18 protein-coding genes, 4 tRNA genes and 1 pseudogene are annotated in these 20478 nt (G+C 46.2%); 16 read left to right on the top strand and 7 right to left on the bottom strand.

Features of this window, described 5'->3' with window-relative positions:
* Positions 1-293: 293 nt before the first annotated feature.
* A pseudogene (locus tag DUT67_RS13815) lies at positions 294-560 on the top strand (LysR family transcriptional regulator); the annotation flags it as partial.
* A gap of 390 nt (positions 561-950) precedes the next feature.
* Complete coding sequence (iraP, locus tag DUT67_RS13810) at positions 951-1217, top strand: anti-adapter protein IraP (RefSeq protein ID WP_048261001.1); 267 nt, start codon at positions 951-953, stop codon at positions 1215-1217.
* A gap of 169 nt (positions 1218-1386) precedes the next feature.
* Here the strand turns inward: iraP and cycA are convergent, their stop codons facing one another.
* Positions 1387-2799, bottom strand: coding sequence for a D-serine/D-alanine/glycine transporter (gene cycA / locus DUT67_RS13805; RefSeq protein WP_113625645.1), 1413 nt, complete (start codon positions 2797-2799; stop codon positions 1387-1389).
* Between the two features lie 339 nt (positions 2800-3138).
* Here cycA and DUT67_RS13800 point away from each other — a divergent pair.
* A tRNA-Lys gene (locus DUT67_RS13800) sits at positions 3139-3214 on the top strand.
* Positions 3215-3676: 462 nt separating this feature from the next.
* Complete coding sequence (locus DUT67_RS13795; RefSeq protein WP_048260998.1) at positions 3677-3964, top strand: hypothetical protein; 288 nt, start codon at positions 3677-3679, stop codon at positions 3962-3964.
* Between the two features lie 93 nt (positions 3965-4057).
* Here the strand turns inward: DUT67_RS13795 and DUT67_RS13790 are convergent, their stop codons facing one another.
* The gene (locus DUT67_RS13790; protein ID WP_048260996.1) at positions 4058-4282 is read right to left on the bottom strand and encodes a DUF2594 family protein; all 225 of its coding nucleotides are present in this window, start codon (positions 4280-4282) and stop codon (positions 4058-4060) included.
* A 653-nt stretch (positions 4283-4935) separates the two neighbouring features.
* On the opposite strand from DUT67_RS13790, the gene uvrY reads away from it, so the two are divergent.
* The 7 genes from uvrY (at position 4936) to DUT67_RS13755 (ending at position 9912) form a co-directional block, all read left to right on the top strand.
* Positions 4936-5592, top strand: coding sequence for a UvrY/SirA/GacA family response regulator transcription factor (uvrY, locus tag DUT67_RS13785; protein WP_010279369.1), 657 nt, complete (start codon positions 4936-4938; stop codon positions 5590-5592).
* A complete protein-coding gene (gene uvrC / locus DUT67_RS13780; protein WP_113631721.1) occupies positions 5585-7417 on the top strand; it encodes an excinuclease ABC subunit UvrC in 1833 nt (610 codons plus the stop codon). The genes uvrY and uvrC overlap by 8 nt, the downstream gene beginning before the upstream one ends.
* 58 nt (positions 7418-7475) lie before the next feature.
* Positions 7476-8024, top strand: coding sequence for a CDP-diacylglycerol--glycerol-3-phosphate 3-phosphatidyltransferase (gene pgsA, locus DUT67_RS13775; protein WP_014699215.1), 549 nt, complete (start codon positions 7476-7478; stop codon positions 8022-8024).
* A gap of 139 nt (positions 8025-8163) precedes the next feature.
* A tRNA-Gly gene (locus tag DUT67_RS13770) sits at positions 8164-8239 on the top strand.
* Between the two features lie 51 nt (positions 8240-8290).
* Positions 8291-8364: transfer RNA gene (locus DUT67_RS13765), tRNA-Cys, on the top strand.
* A gap of 8 nt (positions 8365-8372) precedes the next feature.
* Positions 8373-8459, top strand: a tRNA-Leu gene (locus DUT67_RS13760).
* Between the two features lie 202 nt (positions 8460-8661).
* Positions 8662-9912, top strand: coding sequence for an integrase arm-type DNA-binding domain-containing protein (locus DUT67_RS13755; RefSeq protein WP_113631720.1), 1251 nt, complete (start codon positions 8662-8664; stop codon positions 9910-9912).
* Between the two features lie 70 nt (positions 9913-9982).
* Here DUT67_RS13755 and DUT67_RS13750 read toward each other — a convergent pair whose 3' ends face one another.
* Complete coding sequence (locus DUT67_RS13750) at positions 9983-11191, bottom strand: IS256 family transposase (RefSeq protein ID WP_113631719.1); 1209 nt, start codon at positions 11189-11191, stop codon at positions 9983-9985.
* A gap of 281 nt (positions 11192-11472) precedes the next feature.
* On the opposite strand from DUT67_RS13750, the gene DUT67_RS13745 reads away from it, so the two are divergent.
* From DUT67_RS13745 to DUT67_RS13725, 5 genes are read left to right on the top strand one after another with little or no spacing between them, the layout of a single operon-like run.
* A complete protein-coding gene (locus DUT67_RS13745; protein ID WP_262983978.1) occupies positions 11473-11601 on the top strand; it encodes a hypothetical protein in 129 nt (42 codons plus the stop codon).
* 33 nt (positions 11602-11634) lie between these two features.
* Positions 11635-12759, top strand: coding sequence for a radical SAM protein (locus tag DUT67_RS13740; protein ID WP_223254571.1), 1125 nt, complete (start codon positions 11635-11637; stop codon positions 12757-12759).
* Complete coding sequence (locus DUT67_RS13735; RefSeq protein ID WP_113631718.1) at positions 12756-13601, top strand: histidinol-phosphatase; 846 nt, start codon at positions 12756-12758, stop codon at positions 13599-13601. The genes DUT67_RS13740 and DUT67_RS13735 overlap by 4 nt, the downstream gene beginning before the upstream one ends.
* 11 nt (positions 13602-13612) lie before the next feature.
* Positions 13613-14743, top strand: a complete 1131-nt coding sequence (locus DUT67_RS13730) for a hypothetical protein (RefSeq protein WP_113631717.1) — start codon at positions 13613-13615, stop codon at positions 14741-14743.
* Entirely contained in the window at positions 14740-15531 is a 792-nt protein-coding gene (locus DUT67_RS13725; RefSeq protein WP_113631716.1) for a hypothetical protein, read from the top strand. The genes DUT67_RS13730 and DUT67_RS13725 overlap by 4 nt, the downstream gene beginning before the upstream one ends.
* On the opposite strand, the gene DUT67_RS13720 is transcribed toward DUT67_RS13725, so the two are convergent.
* The 4 genes from DUT67_RS13720 to DUT67_RS13705 form a co-directional block, all read right to left on the bottom strand.
* On the bottom strand, positions 15486-17015 hold the full coding sequence (locus tag DUT67_RS13720; RefSeq protein WP_223254570.1) for a glycosyltransferase family 9 protein: 1530 nt from the start codon (positions 17013-17015) through the stop codon (positions 15486-15488). The two genes, DUT67_RS13725 and DUT67_RS13720, sit on opposite strands and share 46 nt — an antisense overlap.
* Positions 17016-17360: 345 nt before the next feature.
* Positions 17361-18497 carry a hypothetical protein gene (locus DUT67_RS13715; RefSeq protein ID WP_113631714.1) on the bottom strand — a complete coding sequence of 379 codons (1137 nt, stop codon included), beginning with the start codon at positions 18495-18497 and terminating at the stop codon, positions 17361-17363.
* A 2-nt stretch (positions 18498-18499) separates the two neighbouring features.
* Positions 18500-19420 carry a hypothetical protein gene (locus DUT67_RS13710; protein ID WP_113631713.1) on the bottom strand — a complete coding sequence of 307 codons (921 nt, stop codon included), beginning with the start codon at positions 19418-19420 and terminating at the stop codon, positions 18500-18502.
* Positions 19413-20420, bottom strand: coding sequence for a nucleoid-associated protein (locus DUT67_RS13705; RefSeq protein ID WP_113631712.1), 1008 nt, complete (start codon positions 20418-20420; stop codon positions 19413-19415). The genes DUT67_RS13710 and DUT67_RS13705 overlap by 8 nt, the downstream gene beginning before the upstream one ends.
* Positions 20421-20478 lie beyond the last annotated feature (58 nt).

Raw genomic sequence — 20478 nt, 5'->3', positions numbered from 1 at the left:
TAACCAACATATTGAAATTATTGCTCAAGTTGAGCGCTGAAAAGCAATGAGATGTGCTGATTGATAGGCAGGCCTGCACCCTAAAATAGCAGGAATTGCTTTATGATGGTGCAGATTGGTATTGGAGCGAGAGCTGGTTCCCCATACAACATCGGGGCTTTGGTTAGCAGAATCATTGCTTTTCCTTATTTTACCTGTGGCTTATCAATGAGGTATCACTTTTTCTTAGGTATAGGGGCATAATATGGCGCGCTTTTTGCTACCTCTTTAGGGTAACTACTCAGGAGGCAGACATGAATCTTAGACGGCTCAAGTATTTTGTGAAAATCGTTGATATCGGTAGCCTGACACAGGCTGCTGAGTTGCTGCATATTGCACAACCGGCGCTGAGCCAGCAGGTCGCGACGCTGGAGAGTGAACTCGAAAAACAGCTGCTGGTACGGAGTCGACGTGGTGTTACGCCTACCGAGGCAGGGAAAATTCTTTATTCTCATGCACAGACGATATTGTCACAGTGCGAACAGGCAAAGGATGCGGTGAGTGGCGCACGGCAATCAATGAGTGCGTAAGCGTTAGTCATAGAGCCAGCCATTTCCCGATGGCTGGCTATCAATCCAGTTTTCTTGCTAGGTATTCTGTGGAATTGCATGTCTTTTTTGTGATTCTTATCACAATACCCATTGTGATATCGAATTTCTTCCAAACAATGACGTTGCTCTTAAAAATAAAATGGTTTTTTAGTTTTTTTACTTATTTGGTTTATTTATCTGCAGTTCCATTTTATTGCCGCAATGTGAATATGATTTCCTTAAAATGGTAATAGACACTAGCGGTCAGGCCATTCACAGTGTTACATTAATCTTCGTTATGTTTTCTCTAATCCTGTGCACCAAAGAACAGGTGTTGCCTTATGGGTGTATGACGGTTATTTTTTTGATTAAGGAGTTCAAATGAATAATATCCTCTCTCATCTTTTAATAAAGCTGGCAGAAAAAGAAGTTGGAGAAAAAGCGCTTAACGCGAAGATTGAATCGTTAGAGATGCTGATTTCCGTTATTGTTTCAACATTTGATGATAGTAAAATCAATGAGTTAAATAAAAAGATTGAAGGTGTCGTGGCTGATGCTTCGCAGAGGAAGGATGATCATAATCACTTAGCTTTCGAACTATTGGCAAAAAACATCAATCGAATCACAACCGTTTCATTACGGGAATAACTTTCTTATATATCAATGGTGACGACATTAATTGATCGCATATTAATTTCCCCACATCAATTGAGAATTGTTTATATCCAATAATAGAGAATACTTGTGCTATGCGTGACTTTGCTGAAAAAAATTGAAGGCGCCGACGTTGTCCGCGCCTTTCTTGCATTTATAAGCTTTACTTCACGTCAACAGCCCGCTTTTTTCGACGAATAAACTGATAAGCAATAGCCAGAACAATAAACCACAGCGGCGTAACAATAAGCGCTTGGCGTGTATCTGGCTGTAATGTTAACAGTACAATAACAAAAGCGAAAAAGGCTAGGCATACCCAGCACATAACAATACCCAATGGCATTTTATATGATGACGCTGCATGTAGCTGAGGGCGTTTTTTACGGTATGTCAGGTAAGAGCACAGGATGATGCTCCAAATGAACATGAATAAAATCGCGGAGACGGTGGTCACCAGTGTAAAGACGGTCATCACGTTCGGAATCAGGTAGATCAGCACTACGCCCGAGAGTAAACATATACAAGAAAACATCAGCCCGGTCGAAGGAACCGCGCGTTTAGAGAGCATGCCGAAGCTCTTCGGTGCATCACCTTGTTTAGCTAGGCCAAAGAGCATGCGACTGGTTGAGAACACGCCGCTATTGGCTGAGGATGCCGCAGACGTCAATACGACGAAGTTGATCATACTGGCGGCGGCAGGTAAGCCAACAAGGACGAACATTTCTACGAAAGGACTACGATCCGCAGTAATTGCCCCCCACGGTGTCACGGACATAATCATGATTAATGCAAAAACATAAAACATGATAATGCGAATCGGGATGGCGTTAATTGCACGTGGCAGCACGACTTTCGGATTTTTAGTTTCAGCAGCGGTTGTACCAACCAGTTCGATACCGACAAATGCGAATACGGCTATCTGGAACCCAGCAAAGAAACCACTTATCCCTTTAGGGAACATGCCGCCATCATTCCAAAGATTGTTAAAAGAGGCGACGTTTCCTGATGGGGAGGAGAACTGCATCATGACCAGCGCAACACCGACCACAATTAACGCAACGATAGCGACAATTTTTATCATTGCGAACCAGAATTCCATCTCACCAAACAGTTTTACGGTTGCCAGATTTAGCGTTAGTAATAGCAGAACGCAAAGCAGGGAAGAGACCCACTGCGATAAATCGGGAAACCAGAACTGAGAGTAGGCACTAATCGCTACAACATCGGCAATTCCGGTTACGACCCAGCAGAACCAATAAGTCCAGCCTGTAAAGAACCCTGCCCATGGCCCGAGTAGGTCAGCAGCGAAATCGCTGAATGACTTATAGTTGAGATTGGAGAGTAATAATTCTCCCATTGCGCGCATGACAAAAAACAGCATAAAACCAATGATCATATAAACGAAGATGATCGAAGGGCCAGCCATGCTGATTGTTTTGCCCGAGCCCATGAAGAGCCCAGTACCGATGGCTCCGCCAATGGCGATGAGCTGAATATGACGATTAGTCAGATTCCGTTGCAGTCCCTCTCCCTGTTCAGGGGCAAGGTCTGCGGTTTCTTTTGATTGTTCGACCATGTCAGTACACTTTCCTGTTTCTGTCTGTGATGTTTTTTTATGAGCTCTTTGGCGGCTCTCGTTTGCGAAAAATCTAAACGAATAAGATAGCGCAACCGCAGTACTTATTACAGCGGATGTCTGAGATAGCCAGGCATTAAAGAGGGCAGATAATGATGTAAGGCGATGCTGTATGTTTTTTGCCCTAAATGAAGAGGATATAAAACGATGAGATGCATAGATATATACGCTGGGCAGGTTAACAAAATTGCCAACGGCTAACAATCCTATTATCGCGTGTAAAAAATTAATATGAAGTATTTGACAGGTGCGCTCGGGAGGAGAATAATCCCCCCTGTTGGGTCGTTAGCTCAGTTGGTAGAGCAGTTGACTCTTAATCAATTGGTCGCAGGTTCGAACCCTGCACGACCCACCAACAATTTCAAAGAGTTATAGTTTTATTTTAAATTTGTTATAATTTTGTTTTCTTTAGCCTTTTTCCATCAAATTGTATCCATCCTTTAATTTCATCGTATTTTTTATTAATTCCATTTTCTCTTTATTTTATTTCATGTCTATTTCAGTACTTCTCGCTTATATCTACGATGACCTCTGGCGTATCCTTTATTCAATGACGTCTAACGTTGAGTGAAAATATAACGTGGTTGATGGTATAGCTTAAAGTTGCTACCTCGCTTGGTGAGGATATGTCTCATGCACCCCGAAGAGTGGTGAGAAAGTGCTATGCTTAACAAACGGAATAGTCGACAGATCATATGATGATGTTGCGAGTTGCATGCACAGGGTTGTGTCCACATCCACTGGGGGCGGCGTTTAGAGGTAGCGGAAGTTTCCTGGTTAGCCATAAGCAAGTTTCTGCTTGATTTCGGAGGTTTATGTGGGATTCGAAAAATTACTGGCTGTCATAGAAAAAAGTCACCAGGACCCAAAATCGGTTATCTCGTTGTCTGAACTAAGCCAGGCAATCCATGAGATAATTTGTACCGAAAGTTCAAAAGAGTACAAAATAAATGAGTGCTTTACGGAGTTGAGGGAGCTGGTTGATGAAAGAAAAGCACTTTCCAGAAAGCAGTTCCTGGATAAAGCATTGGTGACGGAATTAACGCAATATAAAAAGAAAGAAGAGGCGCTACTTTTGAAACTCATGAGTATTGGAAATAAATAGACGAGAGTCTCTATTTTTTAAATCAGAACGATAATGTTAAATATCACTACACCGCCAGATCAAATTACTGAGATGGCGGTGTAGCAATTAGTGCTATTTGCGGTAGCTAGTTTTGATTTGTTTAATCGTGTTATCAAAAACGGCCGCTTGCTCTGTATCTTCCAATTGAGCAATATATCTTTCCATATTGATGATAACTTTACCGGCGTCTGCCTGGCCGATTGCTTTTAATAACAGCGTAACCATAGCCTTCAGGCAGGTGACCTCATGGGCCAGTGTTTCAGCGGATGCGGCAGTAGAAAAATCTGCGTTGCTCATGTTTTCTCCTCAACAAGAAAAAGATGTTTTCTTTCGCCTGCTGCGGGCGTCACCGCTGGCACGACAGGCAAAACCAGATAGGCGGGAGTATACCATAAAGCATATTATGGATTGATATTATTCGCGGATAACACCATTTTAGTGACTGTTTTTTATGCATTTAATTTATTAATATAGCGTCTATATTTTGGGCGTCTTTTTGTGGCAAAGGCTATAAAGGCTATAGATGTGTTTTGTTTAATACATATGATGTTCGCTATGGACGTTTTTCCCTGAATATATTATTTGTATAATACAATTGCAGGCGATGATGAAATTCCTAACAACACTTCGCTTACAATAGTGACTTTTTATTGACATTTAAGATGAGTGTCCAATTGCATGCCATTTGATTGGCGTTGTTTTTCATACATTTTATGCTGTAGAACTGTTTATACTGCGCGGCGTATTTGAAATGTTAAGAGTGTGATCAACATACATCCTCAGGTTAACGATATATTGTTATGATCGGGAAATGTGCTTTATTCCTTCTCGGTATATTTTAAAATACATATTCATATAAATCTGTGTTCATTATTTTTTGAAACCAACGTAGTATCACCTGCAAGCAACTTTTCATGTAAGTGTTACTCCCTTTTTTGGAGAATTATTCTTTGATTAGCGTTTTTCTTGTTGATGACCATGAACTGGTGCGGGCAGGGATACGACGCATTCTTGACGATATCAAAGGTCTGAAAGTGGTTGGTGAGGCATGTTGTGGAGAAGATGCTGTCAAATGGTGCCGAAGCAATGATGTTGATGTTGTTCTGATGGACATGAGTATGCCGGGCATCGGTGGCCTTGAAGCAACGCGTAAAATCTTGCGGTTTACTCCAGATATAAAAGTCATCATGCTTACGATTTATACGGAAAATCCATTACCCGCTAAAGTGATGCAGGCGGGTGCTGCAGGATATGTCAGTAAAGCCGCTGCCCCTCAGGAAGTGATCTCCGCCATTCGAGCAGTACATGCAGGTAAACGGTATATTGCTTCTGATATTGCTCAGCAGATGGCATTAAGCCAGTTGGAACCGCAGACGGATGCGCCGCTTGAGTGTTTGTCTGAACGCGAATTACAGATTATGCTAATGATAACGAAAGGGCAGAAAGTGACTGAAATCTCAGATCAGCTCAATCTTAGTCCTAAAACAGTGAACAGCTATCGTTACCGCATGTTCAGCAAGCTGAATATCAACGGTGATGTAGAACTGACGCATCTGGCTATCAAGCATGGGCTTTTTACCGCGGAGACATTGTTAAGTAGTGAGTGAGAGTTTCGATGCTTCGGCATTTTTAAAAACGGTAACGAGCCAGCCTGGGGTCTACCGTATGTACGATGCCGGCAATACGGTCATCTATGTTGGTAAGGCAAAAGACTTAAAAAAACGACTTGCCAGCTATTTCCGCAGTCATGTTGCCAGCCGTAAAACCGAGGCGCTAGTCAAAAGCATCAAGCATATTGATGTCACGATCACGCATACAGAAACTGAAGCCTTACTGCTAGAACACAATTATATTAAGCTGTATCAGCCGCGTTATAACGTCTTGTTACGCGACGATAAATCCTATCCCATGATTTTCCTGAGTGGTGATTCTCATCCACGCTTGACGGTTCACCGTGGCGCTAAGCATGCGAAGGGTGAATACTTTGGCCCATTTCCTAACGGAAATGCCGTGCGCGAAACGCTAATATTGCTGCAAAAACTGTTTCCGATACGCCAGTGTGAAAATAGCGTATATCGCAACCGCTCTCGCCCTTGTTTGCAATATCAAATCGGCCGCTGCCTTGGGCCTTGCGTGAGCGGTTTGGTTAGCGAAGAGGATTATCAGCAGCAGGTTGAGTATGTTCGCCTGTTCTTGTCTGGCAAAGATCAGCAAGTATTGAATCAACTTATCTCGCGGATGGAGTCGGCCAGTCGTGACCTGCGTTTTGAAGATGCCGGACGAATACGCGATCAGATCCAAGCGGTTCGGCGGGTGACGGAAAAACAATTTGTTTCCGGTGACGGAGACGATTTGGACGTCATTAGCGTTGCTTTTGATGCTGGTATGGCCTGTGTGTATGTCCTTTTTATCCGACAGGGAAAAGTGCTTGGCAGCCGGAGCTATTTCCCCAAAGTGCCTGGTGGTACGGAATTGGGCGAGGTCGTGCAAACTTTTGTCGGTCAATTCTATTTACAAGGAAGCTTGGGCCGAACGCTTCCTACAGAAATTCTGCTTGATTTTACCTTACCTGATAAAGACTTGCTGACGGAATCCCTAACGGCGGTGGCGGGGAGAAAAGTACAGATTCAGACGAAACCCCGTGGCGATCGTGCTCGTTATCTCAAATTGGCGCGAACGAATGCTGCCACAGCACTCGTTACGAAATTGTCTCAGCAATCCACCATTCATCAGCGTTTGGCTGCATTAGCCAACGTATTGCAGTTGCCAGAAATCCACCGAATGGAGTGTTTTGACATCAGTCATACTATGGGGGAACAGACTGTGGCATCCTGCGTGGTATTTGATGCTAACGGCCCGTTACGTTCGGAATATCGTCGCTATAATATCAGTGGCATTACGCCTGGTGATGATTATGCTGCTATGGCGCAAGTCCTCCAGCGTCGATATGGTAAAGCGTTAGATGACAGTAAAATACCGGATGTCATTGTGATCGATGGTGGGAAAGGGCAGCTCGGTCAGGCTCAAGCCGTGTTTGACTCCTTGCAAGTATCGTGGGATAAAAATAAGCCTCTGCTGCTTGGTGTTGCGAAAGGCAGCGATCGTAAAGCCGGGCTGGAAACGCTGTTTTTTGAGGCGACCGGTGAGGGCATGGCCTTGCCAGCTGATTCTCCAGCGTTGCACGTTATCCAGCATATTCGCGATGATTCGCATGACCACGCGATTGGCGGGCATCGCAAGAAGAGAGCAAAAGTAAAAAATACCAGTACGCTGGAGCTTATTGAAGGTGTCGGTCCTAAGCGTCGCCAAACCCTGTTAAAATACATGGGAGGGTTACAGCCTTTGATGAATGCCAGCATTGAGGAGATTGCAAATGTTCCAGGAATTTCGCATGCATTGGCAGAAAAAATCTTCCATGCATTGAAACACTAGGGACAATGTAGCAACATACTCCTAGTATCCACTCCAGCCAGATAGTTACCTAAGCGCTATGCAATTTAATATACCGACGTTGCTTACCCTGTTTCGTGTTGCTCTTATTCCGTTTTTCGTGCTGGCGTTTTATCTTCCATTCGTCTGGGCACCGCTGCTTTGCGCGCTGATCTTCGTGTTTGCTGCCGTAACGGATTGGTTTGATGGTTTCCTTGCCCGCCGCTGGAAGCAAACCACGCGTTTTGGTGCCTTCCTCGATCCTGTTGCGGATAAAGTGATGGTGGCTGTCGCTCTGGTGTTAGTTGCGGAATATTATCATTCCTGGTGGATTACGTTGCCCGCAGCAACGATGATCGCGCGGGAAATTATTATTTCAGCATTGCGCGAGTGGATGGCTGAAATTGGCAAGAGAAGCAGCGTTGCCGTGTCGTGGATAGGGAAGGTTAAAACCACGGCTCAGATGATGGCGCTTTTTGCTTTGTTATGGCGGCCGGAACGCATTGTTGAAGGTATTGGCGTTGTGGCGTTGTACATAGCGGCTGTGCTGACTTTCTGGTCTATGTTTCAATATTTGAATGCTGCGCGCCACGATTTGCTTGAACCTTGATCGAAGCGCCGTAAAAACCAGCAAACGAATGCAGTTGCTTGATAATTCTGTTGACTCATCGCGTCAGGTCAGTAGAATGCACCGCATCAACAGCAACGCTGGTTTGTAAGAAGTTAGATAAATCAGTAAGTTCTGTGTTGCGGGAATAGCTCAGTTGGTAGAGCACGACCTTGCCAAGGTCGGGGTCGCGAGTTCGAGTCTCGTTTCCCGCTCCAATTTAAAGCATCGGCATTTGCGGATGTTGGTTAGTAAGACCTGAATATTTTGGCGCGTTAACAAAGCGGTTATGTAGCGGATTGCAAATCCGTCTAGTCCGGTTCGACTCCGGAACGCGCCTCCAATATTTATGCCCGGGTGGTGAAATCGGTAGACACAAGGGATTTAAAATCCCTCGGCGTTCGCGCTGTGCGGGTTCAAGTCCCGCCCCGGGCACCATTGATAAAAAAATAGACGTCAACCGACGTCTATTTTTTTGCCTAAAACCCACGACTTTACTGGCTTCTCCTCCATTCCATACTCTCCCAACGTCAACGCAATTCAACCTACATCAACTTGCTTGTGAGTATACATCTGAGTATATATGTTGGTTCTATATTGCTCTGTATACTCACCGTAAGCACCTATGAGGATATTGATAATGGCTCTGACCGATATCAAAGTGCGTTCGGCAAAACCAGAAGAAAAAGAGTATTCACTGACTGACGGTGATGGGATGTTTCTGCTGGTTCATCCCAATGGTTCCAAATACTGGCGGCTGCGCTTTCGTTTTGGTGGCAAGCAACATCTCATGGCATTAGGCGTTTATCCTGAAGTCTCTCTTTCTGAAGCGCGTCAGAAACGGGATGAAGCTCGGAAACAGGTCGCTGCGGGCATCGATCCCCGCGAACATAAGAAAGCGATAAAAGCGAAACAGGAAGAGGATGAAAAGACCTTCGAAGTTGTGGCTCGCGCCTGGCACGCCGACAACAAGAAGTGGTCGGAATCCCATGGCGAACGTATCCTGAAAAGCCTGAGCGACAATATTTTCCCCGCTATTGGCAGCACACATATCGCAGATTTGAAAACACGCGACTTACTGGCACCGATCAAAAGCGTTGAACGTTCAGGACGCTTGGAAGTTGCTAAGCGTTTAAAACAACGTGTGACTGCCATCATGACCTATGCCGTACAAAACGGTCTGATTGACTATAATCCGGCGCAGGATATGGCAGGGGCGATAATGCCTGGCAAAGTTGAACACCGCCCTGCATTAGCGCTTGAACGTTTGCCTGAACTTCTTGGCCGCATTGACGGTTACAAAGGCCGTGAATTTACCAAGTGGGTTATTAATCTCTCCCTACTGATTTTCATTCGTTCCAGCGAACTCCGTTTTGCCCGCTGGCCGGAAATCGACTTTGAACGAGCGTTGTGGACGATTCCTCCAGAACGTGAACCAATCCCCGGAGTGAAATTCTCCGAACGCGGTTCAAAAATGCACACGCCACATCTCGTTCCACTAAGCCGTCAGGCACTGGAGATCCTTAAAAAGATTAGAGAGGTGAGTGGGCATTGTGAATTGGTTTTCATTGGCGATCATTCGTCACGAAAACCTGTTAGTGAAGGGACGGTAAACAAAGCGCTGCAAACGATGGGCTACGACACGAAAACGGAAGTATGCGGCCACGGATTTCGTACTATGGCCTGTAGTTCTTTGATTGAGTCAGGGTTGTGGTCTAGGGATGCGGTAGAGCGGCAGATGAGCCATCAGGAGCGTAATGGCGTTCGTGCTGCGTACATTCATAAGGCGGAGCATTTGGATGAGCGCAAACTGATGCTGCAATGGTGGGCAGATTTTCTGGATGCGAATCGGGAAAGGGGTGTTAGTCCGTTTGATTTTGGGAAGATTTAACAAATCTACCCGTGGAAGTTTTAATCTATATCTTCGAGCCTGTCCATAATTCTGTGTAACTGCCCACTTGTTAAAGGTGATCGCTCAGGCGGTCACCGAACTCGATAATAAAACGGCTCATTGCCAGCCGCCAGTTCCGGATTGGCATACTCCATTTTTTCGACGCATCCTTGATCGCCAGATAGATAACCTTCCGCACCGAGTCATCTGTCGGGAACACTTTGCGTTTCTTAATCGCCGCCCGGATAACGCTGTTCAGCGATTCGATGGCATTCGTAGTGTAGATGGCCTTGCGGATATCCGGCGGGTAATTGAAGAACGTATTCAGGTTTTCCCAGTGGGTACGCCAGCTTTTGCTGATTTGCGGGTATTTGTCGTCCCAGACTTTCGCGAACGCATCAAGCGCCATCAACGCTGCTTCTTCCGTCGGAGCCTGATACACCGTTTTCAGGCCGCTGGTGACGGCCTTGTAGTCCTTCCATGCCACGTATTTCAGGCTGTTACGCACCATATGGATGATGCACAGCTGGATATGTGTCTGAGGATAAACACTGTTTATCGCATCCGGGAAGCCCTTCAGACCGTCCACGCAGGCAATCAGAATGTCCTGAAGGCCACGATTTCTTAGCTCTGTCAGCACACTCAACCAGAACTTTGCCCCTTCATTTTCGGCCAACCACATACCCAGCAATTCTTTCTGGCCTTCAATGTTGATACCCAGCGCAAGGAAGACAGCTTTGTTTATCACACTACCATTCTGGCGGACTTTTACGACAATACAGTCCATATAAACAATGGGATACAGCGCATCCAGTTGACGATTTTGCCACTCGGTAACCTGCTCTTTTACGGCGTCGGTGACTTTAGATATCAGCGTGGGTGACACATCCGCGTCGTACATCTCTTTGAATGTATAGACGATTTCGCGCGTGGTCATGCCTTTTGCGTAGAGGGATAAAATCTGGCTGTCCATCTGCGTAATACGCGTCTGGTTTTTCTTTATCAGCTGAGGCTCAAAGGTATTTTCACGGTCACGCGGTGTATTCAGTTCGATTTCGCCATCGTCGGACAGTAGCGTTTTAGATGAATAGCCGTTGCGGGTGTTTGAGCCTGTTTTGGGCACATTTTTCTCGTGCCCGAGATGGTCAGTTAACTCAGCATTAAGCGCCGTTTCGACGGTTAATGTCGTCAGCATACGGGAAAATTGGTTGAGATCGGCTTCGGTTTTAAGGCCTTTAGCCAGTTCAGCCGCAAGGGCCTTGAGTTTCTTTTCGTCCATAATTTGCCTGCCTCCGTAGTTGGAGTGAACATATCAAAAACAGGCAATTACACAATTTTAATTACAGTCTCATATCTTCTGCGGGTTATTTTTATAATTTATATCAATAATTATCAGATTTTTCATATGCTGGTAAATATCATTGCTTCACCTATTCGCTGAGTATAATCGCAAAATCTCCTGTACTCAGTTTCTCGTGAGTGTTCACTTAATCAAGTAATATTTATATTATCCCCTCTGATCGGGGGCACACCCTCCTTGGTACTATATTAACGGTTTATATGCTCGAGCGGTTAGATCTGTTTGGTGCGCAGCACCAGCAGGAAGACAATGCAGTACTAACGATGTTACAGGACGGCAGGGCGCAGGCCGATGCGCGTTTGCAGGCTCTGTTGGGATCGGACCCGTAACCTGTCTAAATACATCAAAGGCGCCGAGGAGATATGCGCAGAGAATTGGTGTTTGAAACATACACTACAAAAGAGTTCCATTTGTACCAAATTGAATTTTTTTTTCGAAAATATGGTGGAATATTATATATGGATTTACATGGTCATTTGCTTTATGTGGATATCACCCAGATCTGCGGCATCGGCTGTGCGTTCTGCATGTATGCGGATAAGCACGTGACGGGTAAGAGTATGGTGCTGTCAACGCAGGCACGTGACAACCTGTCGGCGCTCATTAATGATCCATCCGTAAAGCGTATTTCCGTGAGTGGAGAAGGTGAACCGCTCAATAACATCCATACCTTTTATGAGTTACTGGCGTTGTCCCGAGGGGGCAACAGCTTTGAGTTTATTACCAGCGGTTTTTTTCGCCATGAGAAGATGGAAAAGATCTTTGATGAGATCAATCGCCTCGTATCCGCCAATGGTGATACTTGTAATATTCGCCTGAGTTCCGATAGCCATCATATTGAAAAAGTAAAATGGCGTGCACATGGATTTAGCCTGGATTATGTTCAGCGTAAAAAGCCGTCATCGCTCAGTTTTTCATTTCGCTCAATTGATACCGATCGGGACTTCACTCGCGAATATCTGGTGAGCGAACTGGACTCATGGGGAATTAACGCCAGCATAAAGCCAGTCAGCGTACTGGAAGACAAATTATTAATAGGTGCGGACACGTTTAACATCGACTACAAAAATCTGGTTCATCCGGCAAGAGATACGCCGGAGGGTTATCTGGACTTACAGGGATATATTGCCGCGATTGAGTCCAAAGTGGATAAACCTTTTACCTTTGGCAGCCTGAACCGTGCACCCCAGCCCAATGGCATGGACGTGACAATTAAACCCAACGGCGATGTGTTTCTGTACGGTATTGAGACCGAGCGTGTTGCAAATATCCATTCTGATGCGATCGACTGGCATCATCTGGCGAGCCATGTGCGGGAAAATCCCTTGTCGCGCGCGTTATATACCCAGCCGTTAACCGAACTGCTAGCGCGGCTGGAAGACACCCCGCAGCTTCGCGCAATAATCGCGACAGCCAATAATCCTTACTGGCTGGTCAAAGAGATGGGGAAGCATTCCGGGTTGCTTGAACAATGGAAGGCTGCATGATTGACTCGCACTGCCACTCGTTCTACTCGAAACATGCTGTAGGTACCATCGACGAACTTGTTTGTGCCTCGATTGCTGCGGGGGTAACGGTACTTACCATCACGGATCATGCGCCGTTCCCGGTGGATGCGCAGAACCGTTTGCTGGAATCGGAACTGGAGAGCTATTTCACCGATATTGATAAGGCGCAGCAGGCCTATAAAGGCGAGATTACGCTGCTACGCGGTCTGGAACTCGATTGTATGCCGGGTACTGAGCGTTATAACCGGCAGTTACTTGCCCGCTATCCAATGGATTTTGTCATCGGTTCAATTCACTACGTCACTGTTGCCGATGAGCCGATGGTGAAGGTCTGGGAACTGCCCCGGTTAGCGGCAGACTCCTTTCTGGACAAGTACTTTGCTCAGCTTGAAGCGTTGCTGGAAAGCCGGTTGTTTGATGCGGTTGGGCACGCTGACACGCTACTGCGCGCAATCCCAGATGATGTGTTTTTGCGTCGCTTTGAACCGTTAATTGCGCCGCTCGTACGCAGCGGTATTGCATATGAACTGAATGCTTCGGGTCTGCGAAAATCCAGCCTTGATCCTACGACGGGTAAAGAAATTGCAGGAAGATGGTCCTATCCTTCCCGCGCTTTGCTGGAGAAATTACTGAGGAACAATGTTCCATTGACCATCGGATCCGATGCGCATGATCCTCGTGATGCCGGAGCGGGGATCGCCGAGTTGGTGGAGGCACTCAGGCCATTAGGGCTTCAATCCATCAGCTATTATCAGCAGCGTCAACGCATTGATGTTCTGTTGGATGACCTTCAATTTCACACTGTGCCAGCATCTCGCTAAGGAGCTTCACCATGAATGGACTAAAAACCCCGCATTCACTTGCGTGGAACACGTTGCACAACGAACCGCTCGCAACCCAGTTGGCAATGTTTCGCCAGGCCAGTGCACAGATCAATGCGCAGGATGTTAAATCCGGTTTTCGCGCGTTCGCGACCGATTTGCTGGCGCGCGGTTTGATCGACATGTCCGATTACGTCGCTATTTTTGGTGGTAAGGCGCTGCATTATCTGACGCCGAATGTGACTGGATCATTTTGCGATATGAGCACCGGTGCTGACGCGACAACATTGGCGGGCATTTATAGCCGTGCGAAATATGGCGGAGTGAGCGAGATACGCTATCTGGCACGGTGCGTTATCGACTATCTTGCCGCAGAACTGGATGACACCTCCTCTTCATGGTCAGGGATGTTTTGCCAGGCCAAAGAGGAGGGAGATAGTGTTGTAATGATGACCACGGGCTGGCGTAATGTGCCTTCCACGGCCAATGTGCTCTACGATATCGTGGTTGAGGAAATTAATCTCACGTTGGCGCATAAAGGATTGCCCACCATTATCAACGTTAAACTGCCTAGGATTGCGCCGCCGTGTGAAAATTATGCCAGCCTCAGCCAGGCCGAGCGCGATCGGGTCAATCTTGTGCAGGATCATGTGATTCCAGCGGAGAATTTTTACCGCCGGAGCGGCGTGCATGTCATTTTTGGCGATGACGTGCTGGTGACTGGGGCAACGGCGGACAAAGTGTTGTATGAATCGCTGTGTAATGGCGCCCGGTCATTTCGTGCCATTTACCCTGTGGCGCTAGATCCCCAGGTGGCATTAACCGATGCGTCGGTGGAGGATCGGCTGAACAGCGTGAGCGTGAAGCAGCATCTGGATGAAAACGTCGCGCAACTGCTTTCTGCTCCGGGCTATCAGCCCATTCTGCGTGCGTTGCGTCTGTTATTTGGCGAAGACAACCGGGGTAGTTTACCGGCTTTCCTGCCAAATGTGCCGGTGCTTACCTGGCTTAATCTGTATAAATCAGCGTTAAATAATGAGTTTTTGGCTCAGCCTGCATGCGCGCCATCACTGGTGATGCTCAGAACATATCTGATGCAAAATGGGCTGTTGTGTGCGAAAGGTAAGGTGCTGGTGAAATGACGTCCGACACTATCCATTACGTCAGTTACTGGGAAAACGCACCGGGTCAGACCATGCCGGCTTATGTTGCCCTAGCACTGGTTTCTATGCGCAGAGCTCTAGGCGATCGTTTTCTTCTGCTTACGCCGCGAACGGTAAGCGAGCACATCGATGCTGACATCATGAATAAAGCTTGGGCTTTTGAACCGCTGAGCTTTACGCTGGCGAACGGCATTGAAGCTATTGTGGCGAAGAGCGATTTCATTCGCATGGCGTTTGTGCATCGCTGGGGCGGGGCATGGTTGGATGCGGATACGTTGCTGTTTAGGGATCCGACTGTTGAGTTATTTCCGACAGGGCTGAGCCATAAATTGCACTGGCATAGCGAGTGTATTTTCGCGTCCCTGCCGGGAAACCCCATACTTGCGCAAGCCTTAGCTATAGGGCTTGAGAGCGAGAACCACGCTTGGGGTAATCCTGGAAGAATCAAAAATATCATTGCCCAGGCTGCCGATGCTGCCATCCCAATTGGCGGGGAGGTCATCGATCCCGGATACCGTCCTCTTTACAACTTTGCTGGTTGCGAGGTGATGCGTCGCACCGATATTGCCGTCGGGGCATTTTTGATTAACGACGTGGCCATTCTCAAACTTTACAACACCTATTTCCGGCGTACCGAAGCCCGGAGAGAAACCGTGGCTGAATTCCTGGCGGGTGGCTCGCTGCTGGCAAAACTGTTTTTGCATATTGAGGCGAATGCGGATTACTGGGTTGATGAAAGTGACAAATTGATAGCTTCCGTTGCCTGAGCACCGCTTTCGCCCAGTACGATAGCCTCAGCGGGTAAGTGGAGTCGACAGTGCGTGGCGCCATTGAGGTTAATGAGCGGCGCGATTGCTTCGTGAATGGTCGGCGTCCGGCGGTGTGGCGAGCCGTGGGCAATATACAACCATGCGGGGATGCGTTCAGGTAAATGGCTGAATTCAAGTTCAATGCGCAGTAGATCGAATATCTCGGTGGTGCGCCCACTGGGAGTCCAAGCCAGCGGCGCGGTACGGTGATCGGGTCGCACGACTGCGACAGGAATGCTGAATTCAAGGTTGATCGTCCCGGCATAACAGCCTGCAACTTCAGTAAATTTTTCACAGATTAAGGGAAGTTGTCGCGCCAGTGTGCCCGTCGCTACCCCTAGCCCGGGGATGATTCTGGCGTTAAGCGACATGCTGTTTTTCGCTTCTGCTGGCAGCGTTAAGAGAGTTTGCAATGCGTTCATTAATGACGTTAGCGAAAAAGCATCCATATTTTTTTTGCCCGTTCGGCGGAGTGTTTCTGACTGTTGCTCGCTGTAGATCACCTGTGTAAAAGGTGAGCAAGGCGGCAGCCATGGGTTATGTTGACCTGCAATCAACGGGTAGATCGCCACCAGTTTCGCCTTCAGGCCAACAGCCATATGCACAATGGCTGTATCCACACTCACAACTGCCTGCGCGCGGCGAATATAGCCTGCAACCTTTTCGGGTGTTAGCCCATCGCGCACGACCACCACATTATTGCGTGCAACGGCGCTTTCCAGATGCTGCGCGTAGTACAGCGTTGCAGGGCTGCAAAGAATTCCCACGGAATGGCCGGGAAACTCTTCGGCGATAGCTTGTAGAGCTGCGGTTGCACGTGAAGGGGATAGCCCCTTGTCTTTTCGGCTGGCATAAGGATTAAAAAGGATTTGAGGGGAAAGTGCCGCAGACGGGAGCTCGGCAGGCAACGGTACAATGTACTGGCTGTCGATCACTTTCGCGCCCAGATCCTGCAGAATATACTGGTACTGCTCCACGATATTGAGCGTGTTTGCAGCAAAACCCATTTTACGATTCACACAACGCAGCGCATCATCAAGAGAATAGAGACTCGCCGGGCGGAGTAACCGCATAAAAACGATTTCGGCAGGTTGCAGTCGTCCAACCAGATGAACAACGACATCGACATCACTTAGCCGATTCACCAATCTGTGTAGTTCACGAAGCCCTGGATGCGGATTAGTAACGATGACTTCATCCACACCGAAGGTGTTGGTATGCATTTCAGCTAACTCGTTAACCGTAAGTACAGTCAATCGGGCATTGAGCTTACGTGATTCGCGAAAAAAGAAAGAAGATACGATGGCATCGCCCAATTTCGCATCCCAGCGAAGCAGCAGAATATGTAGTTTTTCACCGGGGGCTTTCGTGGGCAGAGGTTTGTCCGCCAGCAAGCGGAATATCAGCCTGGAAACCGCTTTGCGTAAAATCTGTAAACTCAACAATGTGATCACCAGCCATTTGCTCAGAGGGCTGATCCCGACCACACGGTTGTTTCAGCTTGACGCGGCGTATTCTAATCGTGAATTAATAGCACATGACATCACTATTATCCCTCGGTCGGTTTTTTCCTATTTTACATGGTGTTCATTGCGTCACAGGAACTGCTGCCGGATGTAACCAGCCCCTGAATATCATAGAAGAGTATGCATCCAATGAACTCATATTGACGGAACGGCATCCGATTTTAAGGAGCGCGAGAATGGACAGCCCCACCAACTGACCATCTCGCCCTGCATAGCGGTATCGTGGAACTACTCGATACTGTAGCACTAACACGTTGATGACTAAGGTTTTACATGCTTGAAAGCAGCATCCCTTGCTTCCTGAATTTTTTGAATGATCGCTTTTCTTACCTGATTTTTACTTCCTTCCTCTAGTCGCGATAATCGTTCGATACTGAAATCAAATGTGGTTCCAGAGAAATTATCATCTCTTGAAGTTTTTCCTGAAAATGAAAATTCAACACCACAGTCGCCAGTATTTGCACCAAATTTGAAAGCATATGTAGCAGTCATTTTTATCAAAAAATAATATTGGTAGTAGCTCGGTTCATGGAGAAGGAATATTTTACTAAGATCACTGCCTTTTATTTGTATTTTGTTGACATAACCTTCCATCCACTCAATTCGTTGTTCTTTCGGCAGTGCTCCGGCCTCCTGATCACGAATGATCTCGAAGTTACCGATCTCCTTGAAAGAGAAATCAGGTGTATTGACAGATGTCAATTGCAGAAAGAAACGGATACGTTCACTGTTTGTGAAGTCATCAAAAAAAATGGATTCAGGTTGTTCGCTCGATGTTATACCTTTTGATTTGTAGAACTTACCGATGGCCCCAGTAATGGCATCGTTGAGCTTATTGGTGTCCTTGGATGTTCTGAATCTATTGACCTCAATTTCCAAACCACTACCAGATTGTTTAAGCAGTATTTCTCCCGGATAAACAACCTCCTGCTCTATCCAGTCTTTGCTGAAATCTAGTACTCGCAAGGAATATGAAATCAGGACATTTCCATCAGGGTCAACCGAAATAGAGGGTTCGGAAGCAAACTCACGATCATCTTCAAGTTTAATGCCCTCAATCGCTGAATCGAAGTTATTAAGAATTTCCGATCTCCAGTCATCACCTGAAGATGTCAACTTAAAATTGCAAGACGAATACTTCTTTCCTGACTCTCGAGAAAAGGACTTTTCAACAAGCCTCTTGAATTCGGCTGGAGTTAACAAAGAAGCACTCAAAAGTGGTACTGTATCGGATTTGTTGGCACTGCCTATAAATATCCCTTTCTCCTTGAGTGTCTCTGTGATTTCACCACTGCTGATGTGCTCACTATTGAGCAATACTCTCAAGCGATCCCCCCACAGAATTGCTCGCTCGTAATCAAATTGTTTGGCAGGGGGGTGTCTACTCGGTGTGTTCATAATCAATACTCCAGAAGATCAAGGAGAGATTCTTTATAGCAAAACACTTTAATACGTGCTTTCCTCTCTTGGTAAGCCATCAAGACAGCATCTTTTGCTTGCTTGTCATCCGCAGGGTGGTAGCTTTCCAAGCCAATAAATATGTCCTCAACCCACCCGTCAGCGAAGTCGAAAGCCAGACTGCAAATTTTCTTCAGGGATTCTTCCGAGAAAGCTTGTTTGGCATATAGACACAGAGAGGGCCTTTCTCCCAGAGTGAATCTAATGGGGATAATATCGGAAGCTATGAGTTCTATTGGTAGTACATCACCATATCTTTCATCTGCAGAAGCAATCACATTCCCAAGTTTTGGATAATAAAAACTATACTCTTTCCCCTGCTTGATGGACCTAAAATGGCTAATTGCTTCTTTAATGAATGAGGCCCGTGACATATCTAATAGATAGAGTGGGCAATTTGAGGACAGGTCAAGTTGTATGTTGCTTAGGGCCGGTTTGATGTCTTTTTCTAAATTTTCGCTGTCCCCATGCAGCCAGACAAGAAGGCCCACATGTTTTTTCTGCCTACGGCCTTGGAAGGTTTGTAGTTTCTGTGAGATCTCAGCGCTTATTTTTGAGCAGGAGACAATCTCATCAAGCTCGGACAAGTGTTTTTTGAATGCAGTCCTGACTCCTTGATCCCCTTTAGGATAGCCTTTTTTGGCATTTTTAGATGAGATATATACAACATCAGTCCGGCTATCATGAAGTGGATTGTCATAGAGGAAAACAAAGTCATTTCCGTGAGTTTTCTCTCGGTTATGAGATTTATTTATGCAAGGTACGCTGACACCTTTCAGCAGATTGTTCCATCCAATCAACCTCAAGAGTTCTTCTGTGATTTTTTCTCCATTCTCACCAGAGGTTTTCGACAGCTCACCCATTCTTTCTCTCCAAAGTTACATTTATTTTTATGGATTTACCCTCGAGCTTGAACTCCACGTCACTAAATGAAAGGCCATCAGGGATTATCAAGCTAATATCGTTACCTAAGTTGATGCGATTGAATATTCTATTCAGCTTGGTCTGAAGACTTTTTGCTGAGATACTAATGTCTCTTGTATCAACCAATCCTTTGCGTTCAACCAGTCGGTTTAGTTCATTGTCCCATACATCAGGAGATACATATTTTTCAGACACTTCCCTGATTTCTTCACCCAGCACCTTGTCTTTGTCTGAGCACAAGGCTATTACTTCCCGACAAAACTCTTGTCGCGCTAAAGGGCTTTCAATATTTTCACGAACTTTCTCTATCAATCCGGTAGCAACGGCTGACTTAGTGCTTTCATTTGGAATCTGCTTTGCCTTCAAAAAGTCATCAACCCAGTATTTTGTTCGACTACTGAGCCTATCAATGGCATAGATAATATCGGTCCCATCAACAATCAGAGCGCCCTTGTCAATCAAATCGGGATTTATGCCGCTGGAGACTTCGAGTTGTTGTGTTTTTCCATCTATGCGAGCAGATAAATACTGTTGCTTTGATTCTGACTTGTAGATTCCAATTGCAGAACGATATACATCACCCACTTTAAGCTTATCAAACAGAATCACAAAAAGATCGCCAGACGCAATGTTGGGGTGATGAGCAGAGGAATATAAGTGAGTGGCCAGATTTTTCGACAAATCTTCAAACGATATTTTTTTGCTAAAAAATCCCGAGGTATGATGCGCCACATCGTTTAGCGCTATATCACTCTCGTGGCTCAACATATATTGATTCTTGCCGCTGACAATTCCACGTAAGTAACCGCCAAGTATTACGTTAGAAATGCTATCTGTAATGGTGAAGCATTCATCCGCCAAAACCAAAGGTTCTTCTCTCAAGCGGTTCCCAACCTGATGGAGTATGACTGCTTTGACAATCGACTCACCAATTTCCATTAACTTTCCCCTTTAGATCAAACACCCACGGTGCTAGGTAGTGTGCTCGATTACCCTA

Source organism: Pectobacterium peruviense (genome assembly GCF_003312355.2).
Classification (GTDB): domain Bacteria; phylum Pseudomonadota; class Gammaproteobacteria; order Enterobacterales; family Enterobacteriaceae; genus Pectobacterium; species Pectobacterium peruviense.
Note: the sequence above shows the minus strand (reverse complement) of the source record. Positions and strands in the feature narration are given on the sequence as shown.